The sequence below is a fragment of the Micromonospora peucetia genome (genome assembly GCF_900091625.1).
GTDB lineage: Bacteria > Actinomycetota > Actinomycetes > Mycobacteriales > Micromonosporaceae > Micromonospora > Micromonospora peucetia.
Genome location: NZ_FMIC01000002.1, coordinates 6244147 through 6268581 on the forward strand (window position 1 = coordinate 6244147; position 24435 = coordinate 6268581).

5 protein-coding genes are annotated in these 24435 nt (G+C 75.0%); 1 reads left to right on the forward strand and 4 read right to left on the reverse strand.

The window, feature by feature from the left end; genetic code table 11:
* Nucleotides 1-28 precede the first annotated feature (28 nt).
* On the reverse strand, nt 29-5677 hold the full coding sequence (locus GA0070608_RS27510) for a type I polyketide synthase (RefSeq protein WP_091631585.1): 5649 nt from the start codon (nt 5675-5677) through the stop codon (nt 29-31).
* 284 nt (nt 5678-5961) lie between these two features.
* Between GA0070608_RS27510 and GA0070608_RS27515 the strand changes: the two genes are divergently transcribed.
* The gene (locus tag GA0070608_RS27515) at nt 5962-6723 is read left to right on the forward strand and encodes a thioesterase II family protein (RefSeq protein ID WP_091631589.1); all 762 of its coding nucleotides are present in this window, start codon (nt 5962-5964) and stop codon (nt 6721-6723) included.
* A 68-nt stretch (nt 6724-6791) separates the two neighbouring features.
* Here GA0070608_RS27515 and GA0070608_RS27520 read toward each other — a convergent pair whose 3' ends face one another.
* From GA0070608_RS27520 to GA0070608_RS27530, 3 genes are read right to left on the reverse strand one after another with little or no spacing between them, the layout of a single operon-like run.
* Nucleotides 6792-7679: an SAM-dependent methyltransferase gene (locus GA0070608_RS27520; RefSeq protein WP_091631592.1), complete on the reverse strand. Its 888-nt coding sequence runs from the start codon at nt 7677-7679 to the stop codon at nt 6792-6794.
* Between the two features lie 31 nt (nt 7680-7710).
* Complete coding sequence (gene mhpA / locus GA0070608_RS27525) at nt 7711-9336, reverse strand: bifunctional 3-(3-hydroxy-phenyl)propionate/3-hydroxycinnamic acid hydroxylase MhpA (protein ID WP_245715971.1); 1626 nt, start codon at nt 9334-9336, stop codon at nt 7711-7713.
* 46 nt (nt 9337-9382) lie between these two features.
* Nucleotides 9383-24334, reverse strand: coding sequence for a type I polyketide synthase (locus GA0070608_RS27530; RefSeq protein ID WP_091631597.1), 14952 nt, complete (start codon nt 24332-24334; stop codon nt 9383-9385).
* Nucleotides 24335-24435: the final 101 nt, after the last annotated feature.

The following is a 24435-nucleotide window of genomic DNA, read 5'->3' on the forward strand; positions in this document are numbered from 1 at the left end:
CGCTAAGGGGCAAGCGGCGGACTCGTGGTCAGGATCGGCCGAACTTCTGGTCGATGAAGTCGAACAGCTCGTCGTCCGAGGCATCGTCGATGGCCTGGCTGACGTCGGCCAACCGGTCGGTGGCGTCGCTCCACCTGGTGACCAGTGCCCGGAGGCGGACCGCCACGGCGGTACGTGTCTCGTCGTCGGCGGCGAGCCGTTCCAGCTCGTCCGGTTCGGTCGCGGCGAACGCGGCCTCCAGCCGGTCCAACTCGGTCAGCAGGCCCGACGCGGGCGCGGGCGGCGCGACGTCGGCCAGCAGGAAGTCGGCCAGCGCGGCGGGCGTCGGGCTGTCGAAGATGAGGCTCGCCGGCAGCCGGATTCCGGTGACGGTGGTCAGCCGGTTGCGCAGCTCCACCGCGGTCAGCGAGTCGAAGCCGAGGCCGGTGAACGTCTGCCCGGACGGGATGACGGTGGACGACGGGTAGCCGAGCACCTCGATTACCTGCGCCTTGACCAGCTCCTCCACCAGCCGGCCGCGCTCGGCCTCCGGCGTGCCGGCCAGCCGTTGCGGGAAGGACGGACCGGCGTCGCCGCCGACGTCGAGCACCCGACGGCGGGCCCGGACCAGGCCACGCAGCGGTGCCGGGAGCTGGCCGGTGTCGGACTGGCGGCGCAGCGCGGCGGTGTCGAGCAGCGCGGGCACCAGGTGGGCGCGGCCACCGCGCAGGCTGGCGCTGAACAGGTCGAGCGCCTGAGCGGTGTCGAGCGGGTTGAGGCCGTTGCGGCTCATCCGTTGCCGCTGGGCGGCGTCGAGGCCACCGGTCATCCCGCTGTCCTCGGCCCAGAGCCCCCAGGACAGGGCGGTGGCGGCGAGACCCGAGGCGTGCCGATGGTGGGCGAGGCCGTCGAGGAACGCGTTCGCGGCGGCGTAGTTGCCCTGTCCCGGGCCGCCGAGGATGCCGGCGACCGACGAGAAGAGCACGAACATCGACAGGCCGCGCCCTCGGGTCAGCTCGTGCAGGTGCCAGGCGGCGTCGGCCTTGGCGGACAGCACGGCGGACATCCGCTCGGGGGTCAGCGCCGAGATCACCGCGTCGTCGAGGACGCCTGCGGCGTGCACCACGCCGGTGAGTGGGTGCTCGGCGGGGACGCCGGTCAACAGCGCGGCGAGACAGTCCCGGTCCGCCACGTCGCCGGCCACCAGCCGGGCCTGCGCGCCCAGCGCGGTCAACTCGGTCAGCAGCTCCGCCGCGCCGGAGGCGTCCGGCCCCCGCCGGCTGACCAGCAGCAGGTGGCGCACCTTGTGCGCGGCGACCAGGTGTCGGGCCAGCAGGCCACCGAGGGCGCCGGTGGCGCCGGTGACCAGGACCGTCCCGTCGGGGTCGAGTTCGGCGCCCAGCGCCGGATCGAGGGCGGCGGGCGCGAGCCGGGGCGCGAGCACCCGGTCACCCCGGATCGCGAGCTGGGGTTCGCCGGTGGCGACCGCGCGGGCCACCAGGTCGACCGTGCCGGCGGCCAGGTCGACCGTGCCGGCGGCCAGGTCGACCGTGCCGGCGGCCCCGTCGGGCTCCGGTCGCTGCGCCTCGTCGAGGTCCACGAGCACGAAGCGGTCGGGGTGCTCCGCCTGGGCCGACCGGAGCAGGCCCCAGACCGCCGAACCGGGCAGGTCGGTCACCCTGCCGGTGTCGCCGGCGGGGACCGCCCCCCGGGTCAGCACGACCAGCCGCCGGTCCGCCAGCCGGTCGTCGGCCAGCCAGCCCTGCACGGCGGTGAGCACGGTGGCGAGCCGGGTCCGGGTGCCGGTGGGGACCGGGTCGGCCTCGTCGTCGGAATAGGCCGGGAGCAGCACCAGGTCCGGGTCGAGCCGGCCGGACCCGACCGCCTCGGCCAGTTCGGTGAGCCCGTGCCTGGTGAGGTCGCCCGGGCCGGACGGGCCGGCACCGAGGAGCACCGTGCGGGCCGTCGTCGGGGCACCCGAAGGCACGGCCTGCCAGGCGACGTCGAAGAGTGAGTCGACGGTGGTCCCGGCACCGCGTACCTGGTCGGCGGTCACCGGGCGGGAGACCAGCGAGGCGATCCGGGCGACGGGGGCGCCGGTCGGATCGGTCAGGGTCAGGGTGACCCCGCCGCCGCTGCGCCGGGCGCGCACCCGCAGCGCGGTCGCGCCGACCGCCGAGAGGGTGACGCCGGTCCAGGCGAAGGGGAGCCGGACGCCGGACGCCTCCGGTTCCTCGTCGAGCAGGCCGACGACATGCAATGCGGCGTCCAGCAGGGCGGGGTGGATGCCGAAGCCGCCGACCTCGGTGCCGTCGGGCACCGCCACCTCGGCGCACACCTCGTCACCGGTACGCCAGAGCGCGCGCAGGCCGCGGAAGAGCGGGCCGTACTCGACGCCGAGACGGGACAGTTCGGCGTAGACGGTGTCGACCGGCACGCGGGCGGCGGCGGGGGGTGGCCAGGGGGACGGGTCTGGCCCGTCGGGGTGCGGTGCGGCGGCAGAGACGACTCCGGTGGCGTGGCGGTCCCATTCCCCGTCGGGGTCGGCTGCGGCGCGGGAGTGGATGGTGACCGGTCGGCGTCCCTCCTCGTCCGCCGCCCCCAGCTTCACCTGCACCGCCCGCGCGCCCTGCCCGGCGAGCGTCAGCGGCGCCTGCAGGGTCAGCTCGTCCAACGCGTCGCAACCGACCTGCGCGCCGGCGTGCAGGACCATCTCGACCAGGGCGGCGCCCGGCACCACCACCGAGTCCCAGACGACGTGCTCGGCGAGCCACGGGTGGGTCCGCGCGGACAGCTCGGTGCCGAAGATCCGCACGTCGTCACCGGCCACCGGCACGGCGGCGCCGAGCAGTGCGTGGTCGACGGCGCGTACGCCGAGCCCGGGTGCCCCCAGGCCGCCGGTGGTGACGTTGAGCCAGTACCGCTGGTGGTCGAAGGCGTACGTGGGCAGGTCGACCGTGCGGGGCTGGGCTCCGGTGCCGGCGAGGTACCCGGCCCAGTCGACGTGGCCGCCGGTGACGTACCGCTCGGCCACGGCGGTGAGCAGGGTGCCGGCCTCGGGGTGGCCGGCACGTAGCGTGGCGGTGAACCGGACGTCGTCGGTCGCCTCGACGCAGTCCTGCGCCATCGCGGTCAGTACGGCGTCCGGGCCGATTTCCAGGAACTGTGTCACGTCCTGCTGGTGGAGGGTCCGCACCGCGTCGGCGAACCGCACCGGCTGCCGCACATGCCGCACCCAGTAGGCGGGGTCGGTGATCTGACCGGCGTCGGCCACGGCACCGGTCACGTTCGACACGATCGGAATCTTCGGTGGCTGCCACGACAGCCCCGCCACCACCGACGCGAACTCGTCCAGCATCGGATCCATCAACCGCGAATGGAACGCGTGACTGACCGCGAGTTCCTTGACCCGCCAACCCCGCTCACGCGAGGCCGTCACCACCACCGCCACCTCACCCGCCACACCCGACACCACCACCGACGACGGCCCGTTCACCGCCGCCACATCCACCGCCACACCCGAGAAATCGATCAGCTCGGCGACCTGCTCCTCCGGCGCACCAACCGCCGCCATCACCCCACCGGCCGGCAGCGCCTGCATCAACCTGCCCCGCGCCGACACCAACACACACGCATCGGCCAGGGACAACATCCCCGCCACGTACGCCGCCGTCACCTCACCGACCGAATGACCCGCCAGGAAATCCGCCCGCACACCCCACGAGGTGAGCAGCTCCCACAACGCCACCTCCACCGCGAACAACCCCGCCTGCGCGAACACCGTCTGATCCAACAAGCCGGCATCCGCAGAGCCCGGCTCGGCGAACACGATGTCCCGCAACGCACCCGGCAACAGCCCGTCGAACCGCCCACACACCTCGTCAAACGTCGAGGCGAAGACCGGGAACAAGTCGTACAGTTCCCGACCCATGCCGGCGCGCTGCGAACCCTGACCCGTGAACAACACCGCACGACGACCAGCCGACACCACACCCGACACCGCCGACCGGCCCTCGGCAACCGCCGACAGGCCCGCCACCAACTCGTCCAGGTCCGAGCCCCACACCACCGCCCGGTGCTCCAACGCCGCCCGAGTCGTCGCTAACGACCACGACACGTCCGCCACCGACAGATCCGAACGATCGCGTACGAACGACGCCAACCGCGCCGCCTGACCCGCCAGGCCCCGCTCCGAACGCCCCGACACCATCCACGGCACCGGCAACCCGACAGGCGTGCCCGCGGGCTCCGCCCGCGACGCGGCCGCCGTCGCGGTCACCGGCTCCGCCCCGACCTCAGCATCCGGCTCGGTCTCCGGCTCCGGCTGCTCCAGGATCACGTGCGCGTTGGTGCCGGAAATGCCGAACGACGACACCCCGGCCCGACGGGCCCGCTCCACCGCCGGCCAGGCCCGCGACTGCGTCACCAACTCGACCGCACCCGACGACCAGTCCACATGCGACGACGGCGCATCCACATGCAACGACGCCGGCACCGTCCCGTGCCGCATCGCCGAGATCATCTTGATGATCCCCGCCACCCCGGCAGCAGCCTGGGTGTGACCGATGTTCGACTTCACCGACCCCAACAACAACGGCTCGTCACGACCCTGCCCATAGGTCGCCAACAGAGCCTGCGCCTCGATCGGGTCACCCAACGTCGTACCCGTGCCGTGCGCCTCCACGACATCCACGTCCCCGACGCCCAGCCCGGCATTCGCGAGGGCCTGACGGATCACCCGCTGCTGCGACGGACCGTTCGGCGCCGTCAACCCGTTCGACGCACCGTCCTGGTTCACCGCCGTACCACGCACCACCGCGAGGACCCGACGCCCATCACGCCGCGCATCCGACAACCGCTGCACCAGCAGCACGCCCACGCCCTCGGCGAGCGCCGTGCCGTCCGCCGCGTCGGCGAACGCCCGGCACCGGGCCACGGGGGACAGGTTGCCCTGCCGGGTGAAGTCGACGAACACCGCCGGGGTCGGCATCACGGTGACACCGCCGGCCAGCGCCAGGTCACACTCCCCCGACCGCAACGCCTGCACCGCCAGGTGCAACGCCACCAACGACGACGAACACGCCGTGTCCACCGTCACCGCCGGCCCCTCGAACCCGAACGAGTACGACACCCGACCGGAGGCGATGCTGCCCGCGTTTCCGAGACCCAGGTAGTCCTCGACGCCCGCCGGCGGGGTCTCCGGCGGATGGGCGTACCCGCTGTGGGTCATGCCGGCGAAGACGCCGACCCGGGCGCCCTTCAGGCTGGTCGGATCGATGCCGGCCGACTCGACAGCCTCCCACGACGTCTCCAGCAGCAGCCGCTGCTGCGGGTCCATCGCCAGCGCCTCGCGCGGCGAGACCCCGAAGAGCCGGGCGTCGAACTCGGCGGCGTCGGGCACGAAGCCGCCTTCGCGGACCGAGGAGGTGCCCGGGCGGGACCGCTCCGGGTCGTAGAGCGTGTCCAGATCCCAACCGCGGTCGTCGGGGAACGAGGCGATGGCGTCCCCACCGGCCGCGACGAGGTCCCACAACTCCTCGGCGGTCCGCACCCCGCCGGGGAACCGACAGCCGGTGCCGACGATCGCGATCGGCTGCTGTGCGTCGGCCTCGACGTCACGGAGCCTTTGCCGGGTCCGCCGCAGGTCGGCGGTGACTCTCTTCAGGTACTCCCGGAGCTTGTCTTCGGTGTCCATCAACCCAGCCCATCGCGATGCACGGCGGAGACTCGACGTATGCGACGGTACGAATGCGCAGTAGTCTCAGACGACACCTGTATCTGTCGTTCGGCTCGCTCGGCCGATAGCCACGAGGATCCCCATCTGCGGGGAGAAGTTATTGGGTGTACGCGAGCGCGGACAACCCCTAACCAGGCAACGGGCCAGCTAGGGGTGTCCCGTCCCGACCCACCGCACTAGCGTCGCCTCGACCGGGTCTGAGTCGATCCGGTCGCGAACCGCAGCCGCCGGAAGGACCGCCAAGGATGACCACGCCAGATACCGACAACGGCTTGTGGGTGCGACGCTTCCACCCGGCGCCGGGCGGCGCCAGGCGGTTGGTGTGCCTGCCCCACGCCGGCGGGTCCGCCAGCTTCTACTTTCCCGTCTCCCGCAGCCTCTCCCCCGGTGTGGAGGTGCTGTCGATCCAGTATCCGGGCCGGCAGGATCGGCGTCACGAGAAGTGCATCGGGGACGTCCACCAGCTCGCGCGGGAGGTCTTCACCGTGCTGCGGCCCTGGCTGGGCGAGCCGGTGGCCATCTTCGGGCACAGCATGGGGGCCAGCGTCGGTTTCGAGCTCGCCCGGCTGATCGAGCAGGACGGCGGTACGGCCGCGCACCTGTTCGCGTCCGGCCGTCGCGCGCCGTCCCAGGCGCGGCACGAGACGGTGCACCTGCTCGACGACGAGGGCCTGCTGGCCGACGTCCGGAAGCTGAGCGGCACCAACTCGGCCGTCCTCGGGGACCCGGAGATGCTGCGAGCCGCGTTGCCGGCGATCCGCAGTGACTACCGGGCCGCGGAGACCTACGCCTACCGGCCGGGCCCGCCGCTGAACTGCCCGATCACCGTCTTCACCGGCGACGCCGACCCGAAGACGACCGTCGAGGAGGCCCGGGCCTGGTCGACCCACACCACCGGGCCGTTCGACCTGAAGGTCTATCCGGGCGGGCACTTCTTCCTGGCCGAGCACCAGCCGGCGGTCCTGCGGGCAATCTCGACCGCGCTGAGCGCGGCACCGGCCGTCTGATCCACCGGCGAGGGGCCCGTCCTCCGGTTGCCACAACCGGACGGCGGGCCCCTCGTCGGTGCGGGTTGTCACCGCTTGTGGCCGACCGCGATCACGTAGTCGAGCTGCGCCAGCTCGCGCTTCATCAGGTCCTGGTTCTTCCAGTGCGAGGCCATGCTCTTGCGTACGGCGGGCTTGACGGCGGCGCGGAACTCGGGGTCGTTGGTCCGGTCAGCCATGTACGCCCGCCAGCCCTCCCAGGTCTGGTCCTTGATCGACTGGACCTCCGGGTTGTCGAAGCCGGCTTCGGCGAGCTGCTGCCGGTACGTCTCCCGGTCGTGCCAGTTCTCCTTGGGGATGCTGAACTTGACGAAGCTCAGCGGGCCGGACTGGATGGCGGCCCGGACAACGTCGGCGCTGACCGGGATGATGTCCGCCGTGGCCAGCACGCCACCCGGGCGCAGCACCCGCAGCGCCTCGGCGAAGAACGCGCTGCGCGGGTAGAAGTGGAAGGCGGATTCCAGCGCCACGACCCGGTCGAAGGTGTTGTCCTCGAAGGGCAGTTCGGTGGCGCTGCCCAGCCGGAAGTCGGTCCGGTCCGCGAGTCCCTCCTCCTGCGCCCGGCGCTGCGCCGCCTCGACGTGGTGCGGGGTGATGTTCAGTCCGTGCACCTTGCCGACCCGGCGGTCGCGCAGCCAGGTGAAGTCCTGGTCGGCGTAGCCGAAGCCGACGTCGAGGACGGTGTCGTCGGGCTTGAGCCCGGCGGCGTCGGCCAGCTTGTCGGCCAGCGCCTCGGCCGCCGTGTCGAGGTCGGTCGCCCCGTCGGCCCAGTAGCCGACGTTCATGTAGTGGGTACGGCGGGCCGCGAACTCCACGTCGGGCGACTGGATCTCGTAGAAGCGCCGGACCCGGGTGACGGGGTCGGCGGTGAAGACCGTGCGGATCGCCCGGCCGGCGATCTTCAGGTTGTCGAACATGAGGTGTTCCTTCCGGTGGGTGGTCTGTTGATCAGCCGCGCCGGACCTGCCGACGCAGGTCCTCGACGAGCGCGGGCACACCGGCCGGGTCGGCCGCCGTACCGAAGACGTAGAAGTCCGGCCGGACGAGCACCGCCACGGCGTCGTACCGCTTGAGGTGGGTCAGGTAGACGTCGTCGAGGTCGAACGCGGTAAGCGCGGCGCCGGACCCGGGGGCGGGGGCACCGGCGGGAGCCATCCGGACGACCCGGGTGTCGATGGAGTCCAGGAAGGCCCGGTCATCCGCGTCGAGCAGCCCATCGGGGTCCTCGGCGCAGATCAGGGCGAAGCCGGTCCCGACGACCTCGTCGAAGAGCCCGGCGCGACCGTCGACCTCGACCCGTCCCTGCGGCATCGGTACGCCGGCGCCGGCGGCGAGGGGGTCGGCGTCGGGGGCGTCGGCCGTACGGCTGTGCAGGATCCCGCCGGCCAGGGGCTCCAACAGTGAGCGGGTGCGGACCCGGGTGGTCCGACGACGCAGTTCGGCGAGCATGGCGGCGTCCCTGCCGGCCGCGGCGGTGCGGTCGGTCTCGCAGATGACCGTGCCCGAGTCGATCGACATCCGGATGGCGTGCTGCACGTGCGCGCAGCGCTCGTCCTGGTAGGTGTCCAGCAGGGCCTCGTCGGCGAGGCCGCGGTGCACCAGGTCGAGTTTCCAGGCGAGGTTGAGCGCGTCCCGGAAGCCGGAACTCATCCCCTGCCCCATGAACGGCGGCATCACGTGCGCCGCGTCACCGGCGATCAGGATCCGGCCGGAGCGCCAGCGGTCGGCCGAGCACGCCTGGGTGGTGTAGACGCCGTACCGCTCCAGGGTCGCGTTCTCGGGTGTGATGTCGAAGAGGCCGAGCAGCCGCCAGGCGCTCTCGACGCTCTCGAACTCCTCCCGGCTCTCCCCCGGCACCCGCATGAACTCCCACCGCCGGTGCCCCGGGCCGGCCGACACGGCGGTGCGTGGCCGGGCCGGGTCGCAGACCTGGAGGTTGTTCGGCTTGAACTCGCGGGTCTCGTGCGGCACCACGTCGCAGACCAGCCAGTCGTACGTGAAGCCGAGGTCGGTGACGTCGCTGCCCAGGTGTTCCCGGACGAAGCTGTTGGCCCCGTCGCATCCCACCACCCAGCGGGCCGCGCGGACCTCCTCGCCCGCCGGCCCGGCGATGGTGACCTCGACCCGGTCGTCGTGCTCGGCCAGGGCGGTCACCTGGTGCGGGCGCAGCACCGTGACGCCCGGCAGTTCCGTTGCCCGCTCGGCGAGCAGCGCCTCCAGGCCGGGCTGGTGGAAGGAGACCGAGTCGGGCCAGCCCATCGGGCCGTCGCCGGTCACCTTGACGTGCAGCAGGGTCCGGCCGAAGCCGTTCTTGAAGGTGTACTCCCCCGACGACTCCACCACCGGGCCGAGACGGTCGGCGACCCCGGCGGCGGCCAGGATGCGGCTCGCCTCACCGTCGTACGAAACGGCACGCGGGAAGTTGTACGGGGTGGCCCACCGCTCGACCGCGGTGACGGTGAGGCCTCGCTGCGCCAGCAGGATCGTGAGCATCTCACCGACCGGGCCGTAGCCCACGATCAGGACGTCGGTCATCAGCATCGGTATCGGTTCCTCGCGGAGTCGGTCGGACACGTTGTCGAAGGGACGGCTCCCGCTGTCCGGGGCGGCCGTAGGGCCATCAGAGGCCGAGTTCGGAGTCGATGAGGTCGAAGAGGTCGTCGTCGCTGGCCTGTTCGAGGTCGAGGTCGGGGTCGCCGCCCGATCCGGCGCGCATCGTCCGCCACTTGGCGATCAGCACCTCCAGCCGGGACCCGATCTGGGCGTGCAGCTCCGGCTCGACACTGGTCTCGGTCAGCGAGCGTTCCAGGTTCTCGAGGTCCGTGACGACCGGCGGCACCACTGGGCCGGTGTCCGGCGCGAGCTGGGACACCAGGAACGTGGCCAGCGCGTTCGGATCCGGACAGTCGAAGATCAGCGTGGCCGGCAGGCGCAGACCGGTCGCCGTGGTCAGCCGGTTGCGCAGCTCGACGGCGGTCAACGAGTCGAACCCGATCTGGCTGAACGCGCGGCCGGGGGCGACCGCCGCGCGGCTGCCGTGTCCGAGCACGCTCGCCGCCTGCTCGCGCACCAGGTCGAGCACCAGGCTGTGGCGATCGGGCCCGGCCAGCGCCGCCAGTTCGTCGGCGAACGTGCGCCCGCCGCCGGTCGGTGCGGCCGACCGGACGCTAGGCCTTTCCCGCCGCATCAGCCCGCGCAGCAGGGCCGGGGGGCGACCGACCCGTTCGCCGAGCGCGGTGACGTCGATCCTGGTCGGCACCAGCACCGGTTCGGCCATCCGCAGACCCGCGTCGAACAGGGCCATCCCCAGGTCGGACGGGATCGCGAGCTGCCCGTCCCGGGCGGTGATCCGAGGATCGGACCGGTCCAGTCTGGCGGTCATCTCGCTGGCCTGCTCCCACAGCCCCCAGGCGAACGACCGTCCCGGCAGGCCCTCGGCACGGCGGGCCAGCGCGAGCGCGTCGAGGAACGCGTTGGCCGCCGCGTAGTTCGCCTGACCGGGCACGCCGAAGACGCCCGCGCCGGAGGAGAACAGCACGAACCCGGCCAGGTCGAGGTGACGGGTCAGCTCGTGCAGGTGCCACGCGGCGTCGAGCTTCGGCGCGAACACCGTGTCGACGCGCTGCGCGGTCATGGTGGTGACCACCCCGTCGTCGAGCACGCCGGCGAGGTGCACGACCGCGGTCAGCGGGTGCCGCGCCGGCACCGCAGCCAGCGCCCCGGCCAGGCTGTCCCGGTCGCCCACGTCGGCCGCCACCACCGTGGCCTCGGCGCCCAGGGATCGCAGCTCGGCGACCGCTTCGGCCGCGCCGGGGGCCCGCTCGCCGCGCCGGCTGACCAGCAGCAGCCGCCGTACGCCGTGCGTCTCGACCAGTCGCCGGGCGACCAGTTGGCCCAGGGTCCCCGTCCCCCCGGTCAGCAGCACGGTGCCGTCGGGGTCCCACGCCCGGGGCATGGTGAGTACCACCTTGCCGACGTGCCGGGCCTGGCTGACGTGCCGGAACGCCTCCGGTGCCTGACGGACGTCCCACACCTGGGTGGGCAGCGGGGTGAGCGCGCCCCGCTCGAAGAGTTCCAGCAGCACGACGAGCATCCGCCGCACCTCGTCGGGGTCCTCCAGGGTCAGGTCGAAGGCGGTGTAGGCCACTCCCGGGTGATCGGCGGCGACCTGGGCGGCGTCGCGGATGTCCGTCTTGCCCATCTCGATGAACCGTCCGCCGCGCGGCAACAGCCGCAGCGAGGCGTCGACGAACTCGCGGGCCAGCGAGTCCAGCACCACGTCGACGCCACGGCCGCCGGTGCCGTCGGAGAACCGGGTCTCGAAGTCGAGGGTCCGGGACGACGCCAGGTGGTCCTCGTCGAGGCCCATCGACCGCAGTGCGTCCCACTTGGCGGGGCTGGCGGTGGCGTACACCTCGGCGCCGAGGTGCCGGGCGAGTTGTACGGCGGCCATGCCGACGCCGCCGGCCGCCGCGTGCACCAGCACCGACTCGCCCCGGGTGAGCCCGGCCAGGTTGACCAGGCCGTGGTACGCGGTCAGGAAGACCACCGGCACGGACGCGGCCTCGACGAACGACCAGCCGGCCGGCATCGGGGCCAGCAACCGGCAGTCGGTGACCGCGACGGGCCCGAAGCAGCCCACGAACACCCCGAACACCCGGTCGCCGGGGCGCAGGTCGGTCACCTCGGCGCCCACCTCGACGACCTCGCCGGCTCCCTCGCCGCCGAGCGGCCCCGCATCACCCGGGTAGAGACCGAGCGCGTTGAGCACGTCGCGGAAGTTCAGGCCGGCGGCACGGACGTGTACCCGGACCTCGCGGGGGCCCAGGACGGCGGCGTCGGCGTCGGTCGGGACCAGGGTGAGGTTCTCCAGGCTGCCCCGCACCGGCGCGTCCAGCCGCCACGCGGCGGCTGGCGGTGTGGCGAGTTCGCCCGCCGACCCGGCCCGCGCCAACCGTGGCACGTACGCCACGCCACCCCGGATCGCCGCCTGCGGTTCGGCCGCCGCCAGCAGGGAGGCGACCTGGTCGGCAGCGATTCCGTCATCGTCGACGTCGACGACGACCATCTGGTCGGGGTTTTCCGACTGGGCGGAGCGGACCAGCCCCCACGCCGCCGCGGCGGCCGGGTCGGTCACCTCGCCGGCACTGCGCACGGCCACCGCGCCCCGGGTCACCAGCACCAGCCGCGAGGCCGCCCAGCGGGGCTCGGTGAGCCAGCGCCTGATCAGGTCGAGGGCCCGGACGGCGGCGAGGCGGGCCGCCCTGGGGACGGGCTGCGCGGCTTCCGCGTCGAGCGGCACGATCACGGCCCCGGGCAGGTTCAGTCCCGCGTCGACGGCGTCGGCGAGACCGTCCAGCCCCGGGTGGAGCGGGAACCCGTCCAGGCCGGGGGCGATCGCCACCGCGGCGACCGGGGCGGCCTCGTCGACCGGCGGCAGCGGCGTCCAGTCGACCCGGAACAGGGCGTCCCGGGTGGCCCGGTCGTCAGCGACCACCAGCTCCGCGGCGGAGATCGGCCGCATCGTCAGGGCGGTCACGTCGACGACGGGGGCGCCGGTCGGGTCGGCGACGGTCAACGCGATGGCGTGCGGCCCGACCTGGGTGAGCCGCACCCGCAGCGCGGTTGCGCCGGTGGCATGCAGGGTGACGCCGTTCCAGGCGAACGGCAGCAGCAGCCGGCCGGCCCCGGCCTCGGCGAGACCGCCGAAGTGTGCGGCGTGCAGAGCAGCGTCGAAGAGGGCCGGGTGCAGGCCGTAGCGGTCGGCGTCGACCCGCTGGGCCGGCGGCAGCTCCACCTCGGCGTAGACCTCGTCGCCGCTGGTCCACACGGCGCGCAGCCCCTGGAACGCCGGCCCGTACGCGTAGCCGTCGGCGGCCAGTCCGGCATAGAAGCCGGTCAGGTCGACGGGGCGGGCGTCGCGCGGCGGCCACGTGGTGAGCTGCGCCGGCGGGCCTGGCTGGTCGGCGGAGAGGGTCGCGCTGGCGTGCCGGGTCCACGGGCCCCCGGCCGGGCCGTCTGCGGGCCGGGAGTGCACGGTCACCGGTCGGCGTCCGTCGTCGCCGGCCGGGCCCACCGCCACCTGCACCTGGGTCGCCCCTTCGGCGGGCAGCGTCAGCGGGGCCTCGATGACCAGCTCGTCGAGGACCGGGTGGCCGATCTCGTCCCCGGCCCGGAGGCAGAGCTCCACCAGGCCGGTACCGGGCACCAGCACGCTGTCGGTGACCCGGTGGTCGGCCAGCCACGGCTGCGCGTCGGTCGACAGCCGCCCGGTGAACAGGTGTCCCCTCGCCTCGGCCAACGCGACCGACGCACCGAGCAACGGATGCCCGGAGGCGTCCAGGCCGGCGGCGCCGACGTCGCCGGGGCCGGAGACGGGCCGGGGCCAGTAGCGGCGGTGGGCGAACGCGTACGTGGGCAGGTCGACCCGCCGGCCGCCGGCCAGCGCGGGCCGCCAGTCCACCGGTACTCCGCCCACGTGCAGCTGGGCCAGGGAGAGCAGGAACCGCCCCCGGTCGCCCTGGTCGCGTTGCACCGAGCCGACCACCACGGTCTCGCCGTCGTGGTCGGCGAGGCTCTCCTCGATGCCTACGGTGAGCACCGGATGCGGGCTGCACTCGACGTACGTGTCATGGCCCTGGCCGGCAAGCGACCGGATCGCCTGCTCCAGCTCGACCGGCTGCCGCAGGTTGCGGTACCAGTAGTCCGGGCCCATCTCCTCGCCGTCGAGCCAGCGCAGGTCGGTGGTGGAGAAGAGCGGCACGGCCGCCGGGCCGGGGGCGATGCCCGCCAGCACCTCGGCCAGTTCGTCGCGGATGCGTTCCACCTGGGCGGAGTGGGAGGCGTAGTCGACGGCGATCCGCCGGACCCGGGCCTGCTCGCCGGCCAGTTCGGCGAGGAGTTCCTCCACCGCCGCCGGCTCGCCGGAGACCACCACGGCGGCCGGACCGTTCACGGCGGCCACCGCGATCCGGTCGCCGAACCGGGCGATCCGGTCGCGTACCGTGCCGGCGGGAAGCGCGACGGAGGCCATCGCCCCGTGCCCGGCCAGGGCCCGCAGCGCCCGGCTGCGCAGCGCCACCACCCGGGCGGCGTCGGGCAGCGAGAGCACCCCGGCGACGCAGGCGGCGGCTATCTCGCCCTGCGAGTGGCCGACCACGGCGGCCGGCTGAACGCCGTGGGAACGCCACAGCTCGGCCAGCGACACCATCATCGCGAACAGGGCGGGCTGCACCACGTCGACCTCGTCGAGGCCGGGCGCGCCGGGCACCCGGCGCAGCACGTCCAGCAGCGACCAGTTCAGGTACGGCCGCAGCGCCGCGTCGCAGGCCGCCATCCGCTCGGCGAACACCGGAGCCTCGTCGAGCAGGTCCAGTCCCATGCCGAGCCACTGCGAGCCCTGCCCGGGAAAGACGAAGACACACCGGCCGGCGGGTCCCGCGTCGCCGCGTACCACGGCCGGGTCGGGCCGGCCCTCGGCGAGCGCGTCGAGGGCGGCGGCGATCCGGTCCGGGGACGCGCCGACCAGCACGGCCCGGGAGTCGAAGGTGCTGCGGCTGGTGGCCAGGGACCAGGCCACGTCGAGGGGCCGCTGGTCGGGCCGCTCGGCGGCGAGGTGCTCCCGCAGCCGGCGGGCCTGCCCGACCAGCGCCTCCGGGGTACGCGCGGACAGCAACCACGGCAGCGCGCGGGCCGTCCCGGCTGCGGTCTCCGGCAACCTCCCGGTGCCGGTCTCCGGGGTGGATCCGACGGGCGGCTCCGGGGTCGGCCAGTCGGCCGCCTCCGGTGCCGGCTCGGGGACGGCCTCGACGATCACGTGGGCGTTGGTGCCGCTGATGCCGAACGACGAGACACCGGCCCGTGCCGGCCGGTCCGCCGAGGGCCACGGGCGGGCTTCGGTCAGCAGTCGCAGCGATCCCGACTCCCAGTCGACGCGCGAGCTGCGGCGCTCGGCGTGCAGGGTGCGGGGCAGCCGGCCGTGCCGCATGGCGAGGACCATCTTCAGCACCCCGGCCACACCGGCCGCGGCCTGGGTGTGCCCGAGGTTGGACTTGACCGAGCCGAGCAGTACCGGCGGGGCGTCAGCCGGGCGCTGCCCGTAGGTGGCGAGGATCGCCTCCGCCTCGATGGGGTCGCCGAGTGACGTGCCGGTGCCGTGCGCCTCCACGACGTCCACCTCGGCGGCGGTCAGCCCGGCGGCGCCCAGCGCGGCCCGGATGACCCGTTCCTGGGACGGCCCGTTCGGGGCGGTCAGTCCGTTGGACGCGCCGTCCTGATTGACCGCCGAGCCGCGGACCACGGCGAGGACCGGATGGCCCCGGCGGCGGGCGTCGGAGAGGCGTTCCACCACCAGCGTCCCGACACCCTCGGACATGCCGAAGCCGTCGGCCTCCTCGGCGAACGCCTTGCACCGCCCGTCGGCGGCGAGACCACGTTGGCGGCTGAACCCGGTCAGCCCGGCGGGGGTGGACATCACCGACACGCCGCCGGCCAGGGCCAGATCGCAGTCGCCCTGACGCAGCGCCTGGACGGCCAGGTGCAGCGCCACCAGGGACGCCGAGCAGGCGGTGTCCACGGTGACCGCCGGCCCCTCCAGCCCGAGCGCGTACGCGACCCGGCCGGAGAGGACGCTGCCGGCCGTGCCGGTGAGCAGGTGTCCCTCGTCGGCAGTGACCTCACCGTCGTCGGAGACGACGCCCGGGGCGATCCGGTCGGCGTAGTCCTGGCCGTGCGTGCCGGCGAAGACGCCGGTGCGGCTGCCGCGCAGGGTCACCGGGTCGATGCCGCCGCGTTCCAGCGCCTCCCAGGAGGTTTCCAGCAGCAGCCGGTGCTGCGGGTCCATCGCGAGTGCCTCGCGGGGGCTGATACCGAAGAACGCGGCGTCGAAGTCGGCGATCCCGGTGAGGAACCCGCCGGCCCGCACGTACGTCCGGCCGGGCGTGCCGGGCGCCGGGTCGTAGAGCTCGGCCAGCGGCCAGCCCCGGTCGTCGGGCAGGGCGCCGATGACGTCCCCGCCCGCGTCGAGCAGCCGCCACAGCTCCTCGGGGGAGCCGATGCCGCCGGGGAACCGGCAGGCCATCGCGACGATGGCGACCGGCTCGTCGAGGGCGACGGTGGTCGCGTCGGTGACCTCTGTGGCGGCGGTGCCGAGCAGCCGGGCGTGCAGGTGCGCGGCGAGCAACTCCGGGGTGGGATGGTTGAACACGGCGTGCGGGGCGAGCCGGACGCCGGTGACGGCGGTGAGCCGGTTGCTCAGTTCCACCGCCATCAGCGAGTCGAAGCCGAGTTCCTTGAACGGGCGGCGCGGCTCGACATGGTCGGGGCCGGTGTGCCCGACCACGGTGGCGCACCGGGTGCGCACCAGGTCCAGCAGCAGGGCGGCCCGGTCGGGTTCGTCCAGTTCGGCCAGCCGGTCGGCGAAGCCCCTGGCGGAGGCGGGCGCGGAGCCGGCGTTGACGGCTCGGCGGGGTGGCGGGGGCAACAGCGCCCGCAGCAGGGCGGGCACCTCGCCGGAGCCCCGGACGGCAGCCAGATCGAGCCCGATCGGCACCAGCGCCGGCAGGTCGAGGTGCAGTGCGGCGTCGAACAGCGCCAGGCCGGCAGCCGGGTCCAGGGGGCGGGTGCCGCCCCGGGCGAGCCGGGCCAGATCCGCCGGGGTGAGCCGGCCGGCCATCCCGTCCTGCGCGGCCCACAGCCCCCAGGCGAGGGCGGTCGCGGGCAGTCCGTGGGCACGGCGGTGCGCGGCCAGCGCGTCGAGGAACGCGTTGCCGGCCGCGTAGTTGCCCTGGCCGGGGCTGCCGAAGGTGGCGGCGGCCGAGGAGAAGAGCACGAACGCGGCCAGGTCGAGGTCGGCGGTGAGCTCGTGCAGGTTCCACGCGCCGTCCACCTTGGACCGCAGGGCCCGCTCCCAGCGAGCCGGATCGAGGTCGGTGAGCAGCGCGTCGTCGGTGGCCCCGGCGGCGTGCACGACGGCGACCAGCCGGTCTGCCAGTCCGGCGACGACCTCGGCGAGCGCCGTCCGGTCGGCGACGTCGGCCGCGACCACCCGGACGGTGACGCCGGCACCGGTCAATGCGGCCGTCCAGTCGCCGGCCCGGCCGGTGCGGCTGAGCAGGACCAGTTCGGCGACGCCGTGCACGGTGGCGAGATGGGTGGCGACGTGCCGGCCGACCCCGCCCGTGCCTCCGGTGACGAGCACGGTGCCGCCGGCCAGCGCCGCGACCGGCGTACCCGCCGAGGGCTGGTCGACCGGGCGCAGCCGAGGCAGCAGGACCCGGCCGTCGCGGACCGCCACCTGGGGCTCGTCCGGGGCGACGGCCAGGGCCGACCGGACGGTGGCGTCGTCGATGGCGTCGAGGCTGAGCAGCAGGAACCGGTCGGGATGCTCGGCCTGCGCGACCCGGACCAGCCCGGCCACCGGGGCGTGCACCGGGTCACCGTCGCGGACGGCGAGGGCCAGCCGGGTGGTCTCCGCTCGGGGGTCGCCCAGCCAGCCCTGGAGCACGCCGAGGACGGCGAGGCCGACGGCGTGCGCCCGGTCGGGCACCGGACGGCCCGGTTCGCCGTCACCGACCCGCAGCACCAGCAGTGGCGGCAGCGGCCCGTCGGGTGGTGTGTCGTCGGCGAGCGTCCAGGCCGGCGCCGGCGTCGCCGGGAACGCCGCGGGCAGCCAGTCGACGGCGTACAGCCCGGCGGGGGCGGTCGCGGTCGCCGGCGCGTCGGCGGGCGGAAGTTCCAGGGTCCGCAGCACCACCCGGTCCGCGTCGAGCACGGGCGCGCCGGCGTCGTCGACGGCACTCAACGTCACGGCGTCCGCCCCGGCGGGGGCCAGGCAGACGCGCAGCGCGTGCGCACCGGTGGCGTGCAGGCGCACCCCCGCCCACTCGGTGGGCACCAGCCGGGCGGTGGACGCGGCGTCGACGCCGGGCGCGAAGTCGGCGAGCGGGAGCAGGCGCAGGGCCGCCTCCAGCACCAGCGGATGTACGCCGTACCGCTCGGCGTCCGGATCCCTGGCGTCCTCGGGCAGGCGTACGTCGACGAAGAGCCGGTCGGCGGCGACCCACGCGCCCCGGGCCAGCTCCCCCGCCATCGCCCGGCGCTGCGGGGTGTCCAGGTCCACCGGCTTGGCCCCGGCGGGCGGCCAGGCCGGGGCGAGTGCGCCCCGGCCGCTCTCCGGGTCGACCGGGCCGAGCACGGCCTCGGCGACCTCCCGCCAGGGCTGCCCGTCACCGGCCCGGACGTGGCAGTGCGCCACCCGGCGCTGGTGCTCGTCCGGCGCGCAGACGCCGACCTGCACCTCGAGGGTCAGCTCGGCGGGCAGCGGCACCGGCTCCGGGACGCGCAGCCGCTGCACGGTCGGGGTGCCGAGCCGTTCGCCGAGGTGGGTGAGCATGTCCAGCAGGGCGGTGGCGGGCAGCAGCGCGGGCGTGCCGTCACCGGGGGCGGCCAGCCACGGCTGTGCGGCCCCGGAGACCTGACCGGTGCAGACCACCTGCCCGGTACCGGCGACCGGCAGCACCCCGCCGAGCAGCGGGTGCCCGGCGTCGGCCAGCCCGACGCCGACCGGGCCGCCGGCCCCGGCCGAGGCGGGCAGCCAGTAGTGCCGACGCTGGAAGGCGTACGTGGGCAGGTCGACGCGGCGGTGCGGGCCGGGACCGGCGAGGGCGGCCCGGTCCACGGCGACGCCCCGCACGTGCAACCGCGCCACGGCGGCGAGCAGCGCCGCCGGCTCGTCGGCGACGCCCCGCACGGCCGGGACGAAGGCCAACTCGTCGGCCTCGGCCGCGAGGCAGTCCTGGGCCATCGCGGTGAGCACACCGGCCGGACCGACCTCCAGGAAGGTGGTGACTCCCTGCCCGTGCAGGGCCCGCACGCCGTCGTGGAAGCGGACCGTGCCCCGCACGTGCGCCACCCAGTGGTCGGGCGAGCAGAGCCGGGCCGGGTCGACGGGGTGACCGGTCAGGTTGGACACCACCGGCAGGTCCGGGGTGCGGTACGTGAGGCCGGCCGCCACCGCGCGGAACTCGTCGAGCATCGGCTCCATGCGCGGCGAGTGGAACGCGTGTGACACCCGCAGTCGGCTGGTACGCCGCCCGGCGGCGCGCAGGGCGGCCTCGACGGCCAGCACGGCGTCGGTGTCGCCGGAGACGACGACGCTGGTCGGGCCGTTGACGGCGGCGAGGCCCACCCGGTCGGTCAGGTGCGCGGCGACCTCGGCCTCGTCGGCCTCGATGGCGACCATCGCGCCCCCGGCGGGAAGCTGCTGCATCAGCCGGGCCCGGGCGGCGACGAGCGCTGCGGCGTCGGCGAGGGAGAACACCCCGGCCACGTGCGCAGCGGCCAGTTCGCCGACGGAGTGGCCGAGCACCGCGTCGGGGCGTACCCCCCACGACTCCAGCAGGCGGTACAGCGCCACCTCGAAGGCGAACAGCCCCGGCTGGGTGTACAGGGTCTGGTCGAGCAGGCCGGCCGCTTCGCCGCCCTCGTCGGCGAAGACGACGTCCACGACGGGGTGCGGGGCGTGTTCGGCAAGGCAGCGGTCGAGTTCCGCGCAGGCGGCGTCGAACGCGGCGGCGAAGACCGGGTACGCCGCGTGCAGTTCGCGGCCCATGCCGGCGCGCTGCCCGCCCTGCCCGCCGAAGAGCAGGCCGAGCCGGCCGTCGACGACCCGGCCGGTCAGCACGGTCGGGACGTCCGGCTCCGACTCGCTCCGAGTCAGCGCGGTCAGGCCCGCCCGGGCGGCGGTCGGGTCGCCGGCCAGCACCACGGCCCGGTGTTCGAGGGCGGCGCGGGTGGTGGCGAGCGCGTGCCCGACGTCGGCCGGGTCGGCGTCCGCCCCGGGCCCGTCGAGCCAGCCGAGCAGGCGGGCCGCCTGGTCCCGCAGCGCCTCGCCGGAGGCCGCGGCGAGCAGCCACGGTACGGGCGGACGCCGGGTGCCGGCGGTGGCGGTCTCAGCCGACGGCTGCCGGTCGGCGGTCCCGGGTCCGGACGGCAGGTCGGCTGGCGCCTCGACGATGACGTGGGCGTTGGTGCCGCTGATGCCGAACGACGAGATGCCGGCCCGGCGGGGCCGGCGCACCTCGGGCCACGGGCGGGCCTCGGCGAGCACCTCGACCGCGCCGGTGGACCAGTCCACCTCCGACGTCGGGGCGTCCACGTGCAGGGTGCGGGGCAGCACACCGTGCCGCATAGCGAGCACCATCTTGATCACCCCGGCGGCCCCGGCGGCGGCCTGGGTGTGGCCGAGGTTGGACTTCAGCGAGCCCAGCCGCAGCGGCTCGGCGTCGCCGCGTCCCGCCCCGTACGTGGCGAGCAGCGCCTGCGCCTCGATCGGGTCGCCCAGCCGGGTGCCCGTGCCGTGTGCCTCGACGACGTCCACGTCGGCGGTGCGCAGGCCGGCGGCTGCCAGCGCCCGGCGGATGACCCGCTCCTGGGCGGGCCCGCTGGGGGCGGTGAGCCCGTTGGACGCGCCGTCCTGGTTCACGGCGGAGCCGCGTAGCACGGCGAGGACGGGGTGTCCGCGCCGGCGGGCGTCGGAGAGCCGTTCCAGCAGCAGCACGGCGACGCCCTCGGACCAGCCGGTGCCGTCGGCGCCGTCGGCGAACGCCTTGCACCGCCCGTCCGGGGCGAGCCCGCGCTGCCGGCTGAACTCCACGAACGCCTGCGGGGTGCCCATCACCGCCACGCCGCCGGCCACGGCGAGGGAGCAGTCACCGGCGCGCAGCGCCTGGGCGGCCAGGTGCAGCGCCACCAGCGACGACGAGCACGCCGTGTCGACCGTGACCGCCGGTCCCTCCAGCCCCAGCGCGTACGCGACCCGGCCGGAGACGACACTGCCGGCGGTGCCGACGCCGAGGTAGCCCTCGGTGCCGGGCGGGGCCTGGCGCAGGTTGGCGGCGTAGTCGTGGTGCATGACGCCGGTGAAGACGCCGGTGGCGCTGCCGCGCAGGGAGGTGGGGTCGATACCGGCCCGCTCGAACAGCTCCCAGGACGTCTCCAGCAGCAGCCGCTGCTGCGGATCCATGGCAAGCGCCTCGCGCGGGCTGATCGCGAACAGGGTGGCGTCGAAATCCGCGGCGTCGGTCAGGAAGCCGCCCGTCCTGACGTACGAGGTGCCGGGCCGGTCGGGGTCGTCGGAGAACAGGTGCGCCAGGTCCCATCCCCGGTCGGTGGGAAACTCCGTGAGCCCTTCCCGGCCCTGGTCGACCAGGGCCCACAGGTCCTCGGGGGAGCCGATCCCGCCGGGGAGCCGGCAGGCCATGGCGACGACGACCACCGGATCGTCCATCGTGGACGGGAGGGGAGGCCGGTCCAGCACCGTACCGGCCTGCGGGGTGACGCCGCGCAGCCGGTCGGCGAGGTGTCGGGCCAGGGCGTCGGGGCTGGGCCGGTCGAACGCGGCCGTGGCGGAGAGCCGTACCCCGGTGGCCCGGGCCAGCCGGTCGCGCAGGGCGACCGCGCTGACCGAGGTGAAGCCGAGCTCCTTGAAGGCCCGGCCCGGGCGGACGGCCGCCGCTCCGGGCAGGCCGGCCACCTCGGCGGTCGCGGCGCGGACCAGGTCGAGCACGAGCCGGTCGCCCTCGGCGGTCGTCAGGCCGGCCAGCCGGCGGCGCCATTCGGCGGCGTCCCGGTCGTCCTCGGCGGCGCGGGCCGCCGCGACGGGTCTGCGCCAGGCGGGGTGCGCGGCATCGGCGTGGCCCGCCGGACGGGCGAGCAGCACCAGGTCGTCGCGGTCGTGGGCCACGTCGAACGCGGCGAGGTCAGCGCGCAAGGCCGGCACAGCGAGGTCGGCGCGCACGGCCGACACGGCGGTCGTGCCGACGAGCCTGGCCGGGAAGCCGGCGGCCCGGCGGCGGGCGGCCAGGGCGTGCAGGGCGCCGATGGCCGAGGCGGCCCGCTCCTGGCCGGCGGCGCCCAGCAGCAGGGCGGACGGGGCGAGGACGGTGAACGCGGCGGCCGGGTGCCGGGTCCCGGCGTCCAGCGCGGCGGCGAGGCCGAGCAGCCGGACGACCGCCTCGTCGTCGGCCAGGTCGTCCTCGGACGGGCAGAGGAAGACCCCGCCGAGCGGCTCGTCACCCGACTGGTCGGCGGGCAGCGCGGCGGCCTCGGCACCGGCGGCGGTGAGTTCGGCGACCAGGTCCGCCAGGCCGGTCCCGGCCGTGGCGCCGGTGGGCAGCAACCGCAGCCGGCGGGCGCGGTGCGCCGCGACGAGGTGTCGGGCCAGCGCCGCGCCGGTCGGCCCGTCGGCGCCGGTGATCAGAACAGGGCGGGCCGGGTCGACCACCGTGGCCGGCCGCGCCGGCATGGCCGCCGGGGCGGGTACGAGGACCGCGTGCAGGGCGGTTCCGGCGCGGAGCGCGACCTGCGCGGCGCCGGCGTCCAGCACGGCCGGCAGCAGGGCGATCGAACTCTGTTCGTTGTCGCGGTCGACCAGCACGATCCGGTCCGGGTACGCGGCCTGCAGGCTGCGCCCGATCGCCGAGACCGCGCCGGCCGCTGGATCAGGCCCGGCCCATTCGGCGGCGTCGCCCGCGCCGGGGCCGGTGGCCGCGTTGCCGGCCACGCCGGGCGCGTCGCTCGCGCCGGGCTCGGTTGCCGCGTAGGGCTCAGTTGACGCGCCGGGCCCGGTTGCCGCGTCGCTCGCGGTGGCGTCGCCGGCCGGGCCGGTCAGCAGCAACAGCCGGGTGCCGGCGAACCGGTCGTCGTCGAGCCAGCCGCGCAGCCGGTCGGCGAGGTCCGCCGCGACGGTGTCGGCCGGGTCGACCAGCAGCACCGTCACGTCGGGCAGGTCCGGGGCCTCGCGCAGTGCGGCCAGGTCGCGGTGGGACCGGAACCGGTCCTCCGTCGACGCCGCGCGCAGCGGCGCCACCAGCACCTCGCTCCCCCGACCGACGATCGCCCAGCGGCGGGCCGGGGCGACGGCGGCCTGGGCGGCCGTCGGGACGGGCGCCCCGACCGGCGGTACGGGGGTCAGGTCCAGCGGCTGCCAGGCAAGCAGGCTCAGCGCCTCGTGGTGACTGCCGTTGACCGCCCGCAGCCGGGCCGGCCGGCCGAGCAGGAGCCGGCGGGTGGCCTTGCCGGAGGCGGTGCGGGGCACCTGCGCGATCTCGTACAGCTCTTCCGGGACCTTGTGGTAGGAGAGCTTTTCGCGACAGGCCGCGTACCCGGCCCGGGGGTCGAAGCCCTCCGGGCCGGGCACCACGAATGCCACCGGCACCTCGCCGAGCACGTCGTGCGGGCGGCCGGTCACCGCCACGTCGGCGACGCCGGGCACCGCGCGCAGCGCCTCCTCCACCTCGGCCGGGTGGATCTTCTCGCCACCCCGGATGATCAGCTCCTGGTGCCGCCCGGTGACGAAGATGTTGCCCTCGGCGTCACGGCGGGCCAGGTCTCCGGTGCGGTACCAGCCGTCGCGCAGCGCGGCGGCGGTGACCTCCGGCAGGCCGTGGTAGCCGAGCATGACGCTCGGCCCGCGGACCCAGACCTCGCCCTCGGCGCCGGTCGGCACGTCCAGGCCGGTCTGCGGGCTGACCAGGCGCACCTCGACGCCGGGCACCGCGAGCCCGCAGGAGCCCTCGACCCGGGGCCGGTCCGGCCGGGTGACGGCGATCGAGCCGCAGGTCTCCGTGCTGCCGTACGCGTCGAGCAGCGGCGCGTCGAAGACCTCCTCGAACGCCCGGCGCAGCGCGCCGGTGGTGATCGCCCCGCCGACCAGGCAGACCCGCAGGGCAGGGGCGCGGAAGCCGGTCTCCCGGGCGGCGGTGACGAGGTGGTGGTACATGGCCGGCACACCGGCCAGCACGGTGGCCTCGTCCTCGTCGACAGCGCGCAGCACGTCCTCGGCGGAGAATCCGTCGACGAGCCGGGCCGTGGCCCCGACCGCGGTCACGCTGAGCACGCACCCGATGTGGGAGAGGCTGTGGAACAACGGCAGCGGCCAGACCACCCGGTCGGCGGCGGTGAGCTCGGGGATCGGCACGTAGCAGGCGGCGACGGACCAGAGGCAGGTCCGCTGGGTGGAGAGCACGCCCTTGGGCCGGCCGGTGGTGCCGGAGGTGTAGAGCATCCAGGCGACCTCGTCGAGGCCCAGGTCGTCACGGGCGTCCACACCCGGTTCGGTGTCGACCAGGTCACGCCACGCGGTGACGCCGTCGGGCACCGGGCCGTCCCCGGTGGACACGACCCGCAGGGCCGGCCGGTCGGCGCGCAGCCGCAGCAACTGGTCGAGGCGCTGAGGGTCGGTGACCACCAGCACCGCGCCGGAGTCGTCCAGCAGGTGTGCCAGTTCCGCATCGGTGCTGTGCGGATTCACCGGTACGCCGACCGCGGCGGCCCGGGTGACGGCCAGCCAGGTCTCCACCGTCTCCACCCGGTTGCCGAGGCAGAAGGCCACCCGGTCGCCCCGCCCGACCCCCGACGCCGCCAGGTGACCGGCCAGTCGGCGGGTCCGGGCTGCCAGATCGGCGTATCCGACGGCCCGGTGGTCGTCGCGGAACGCGACCTTGTTCCCCAACCTGGTGGCGTGGGCCTCGATCAGATCGGGCAACGGCTGGATCAGGTCGCTCCGAAGCATGTCACCACATCCGTCCGTCGGCGAGACTCCTCATCCGCGGCGTAGACCTCGCTCGCCGTAGCGGCCCAAGTCTTCCGAGCACCCTGCCGGCAACCTACCCC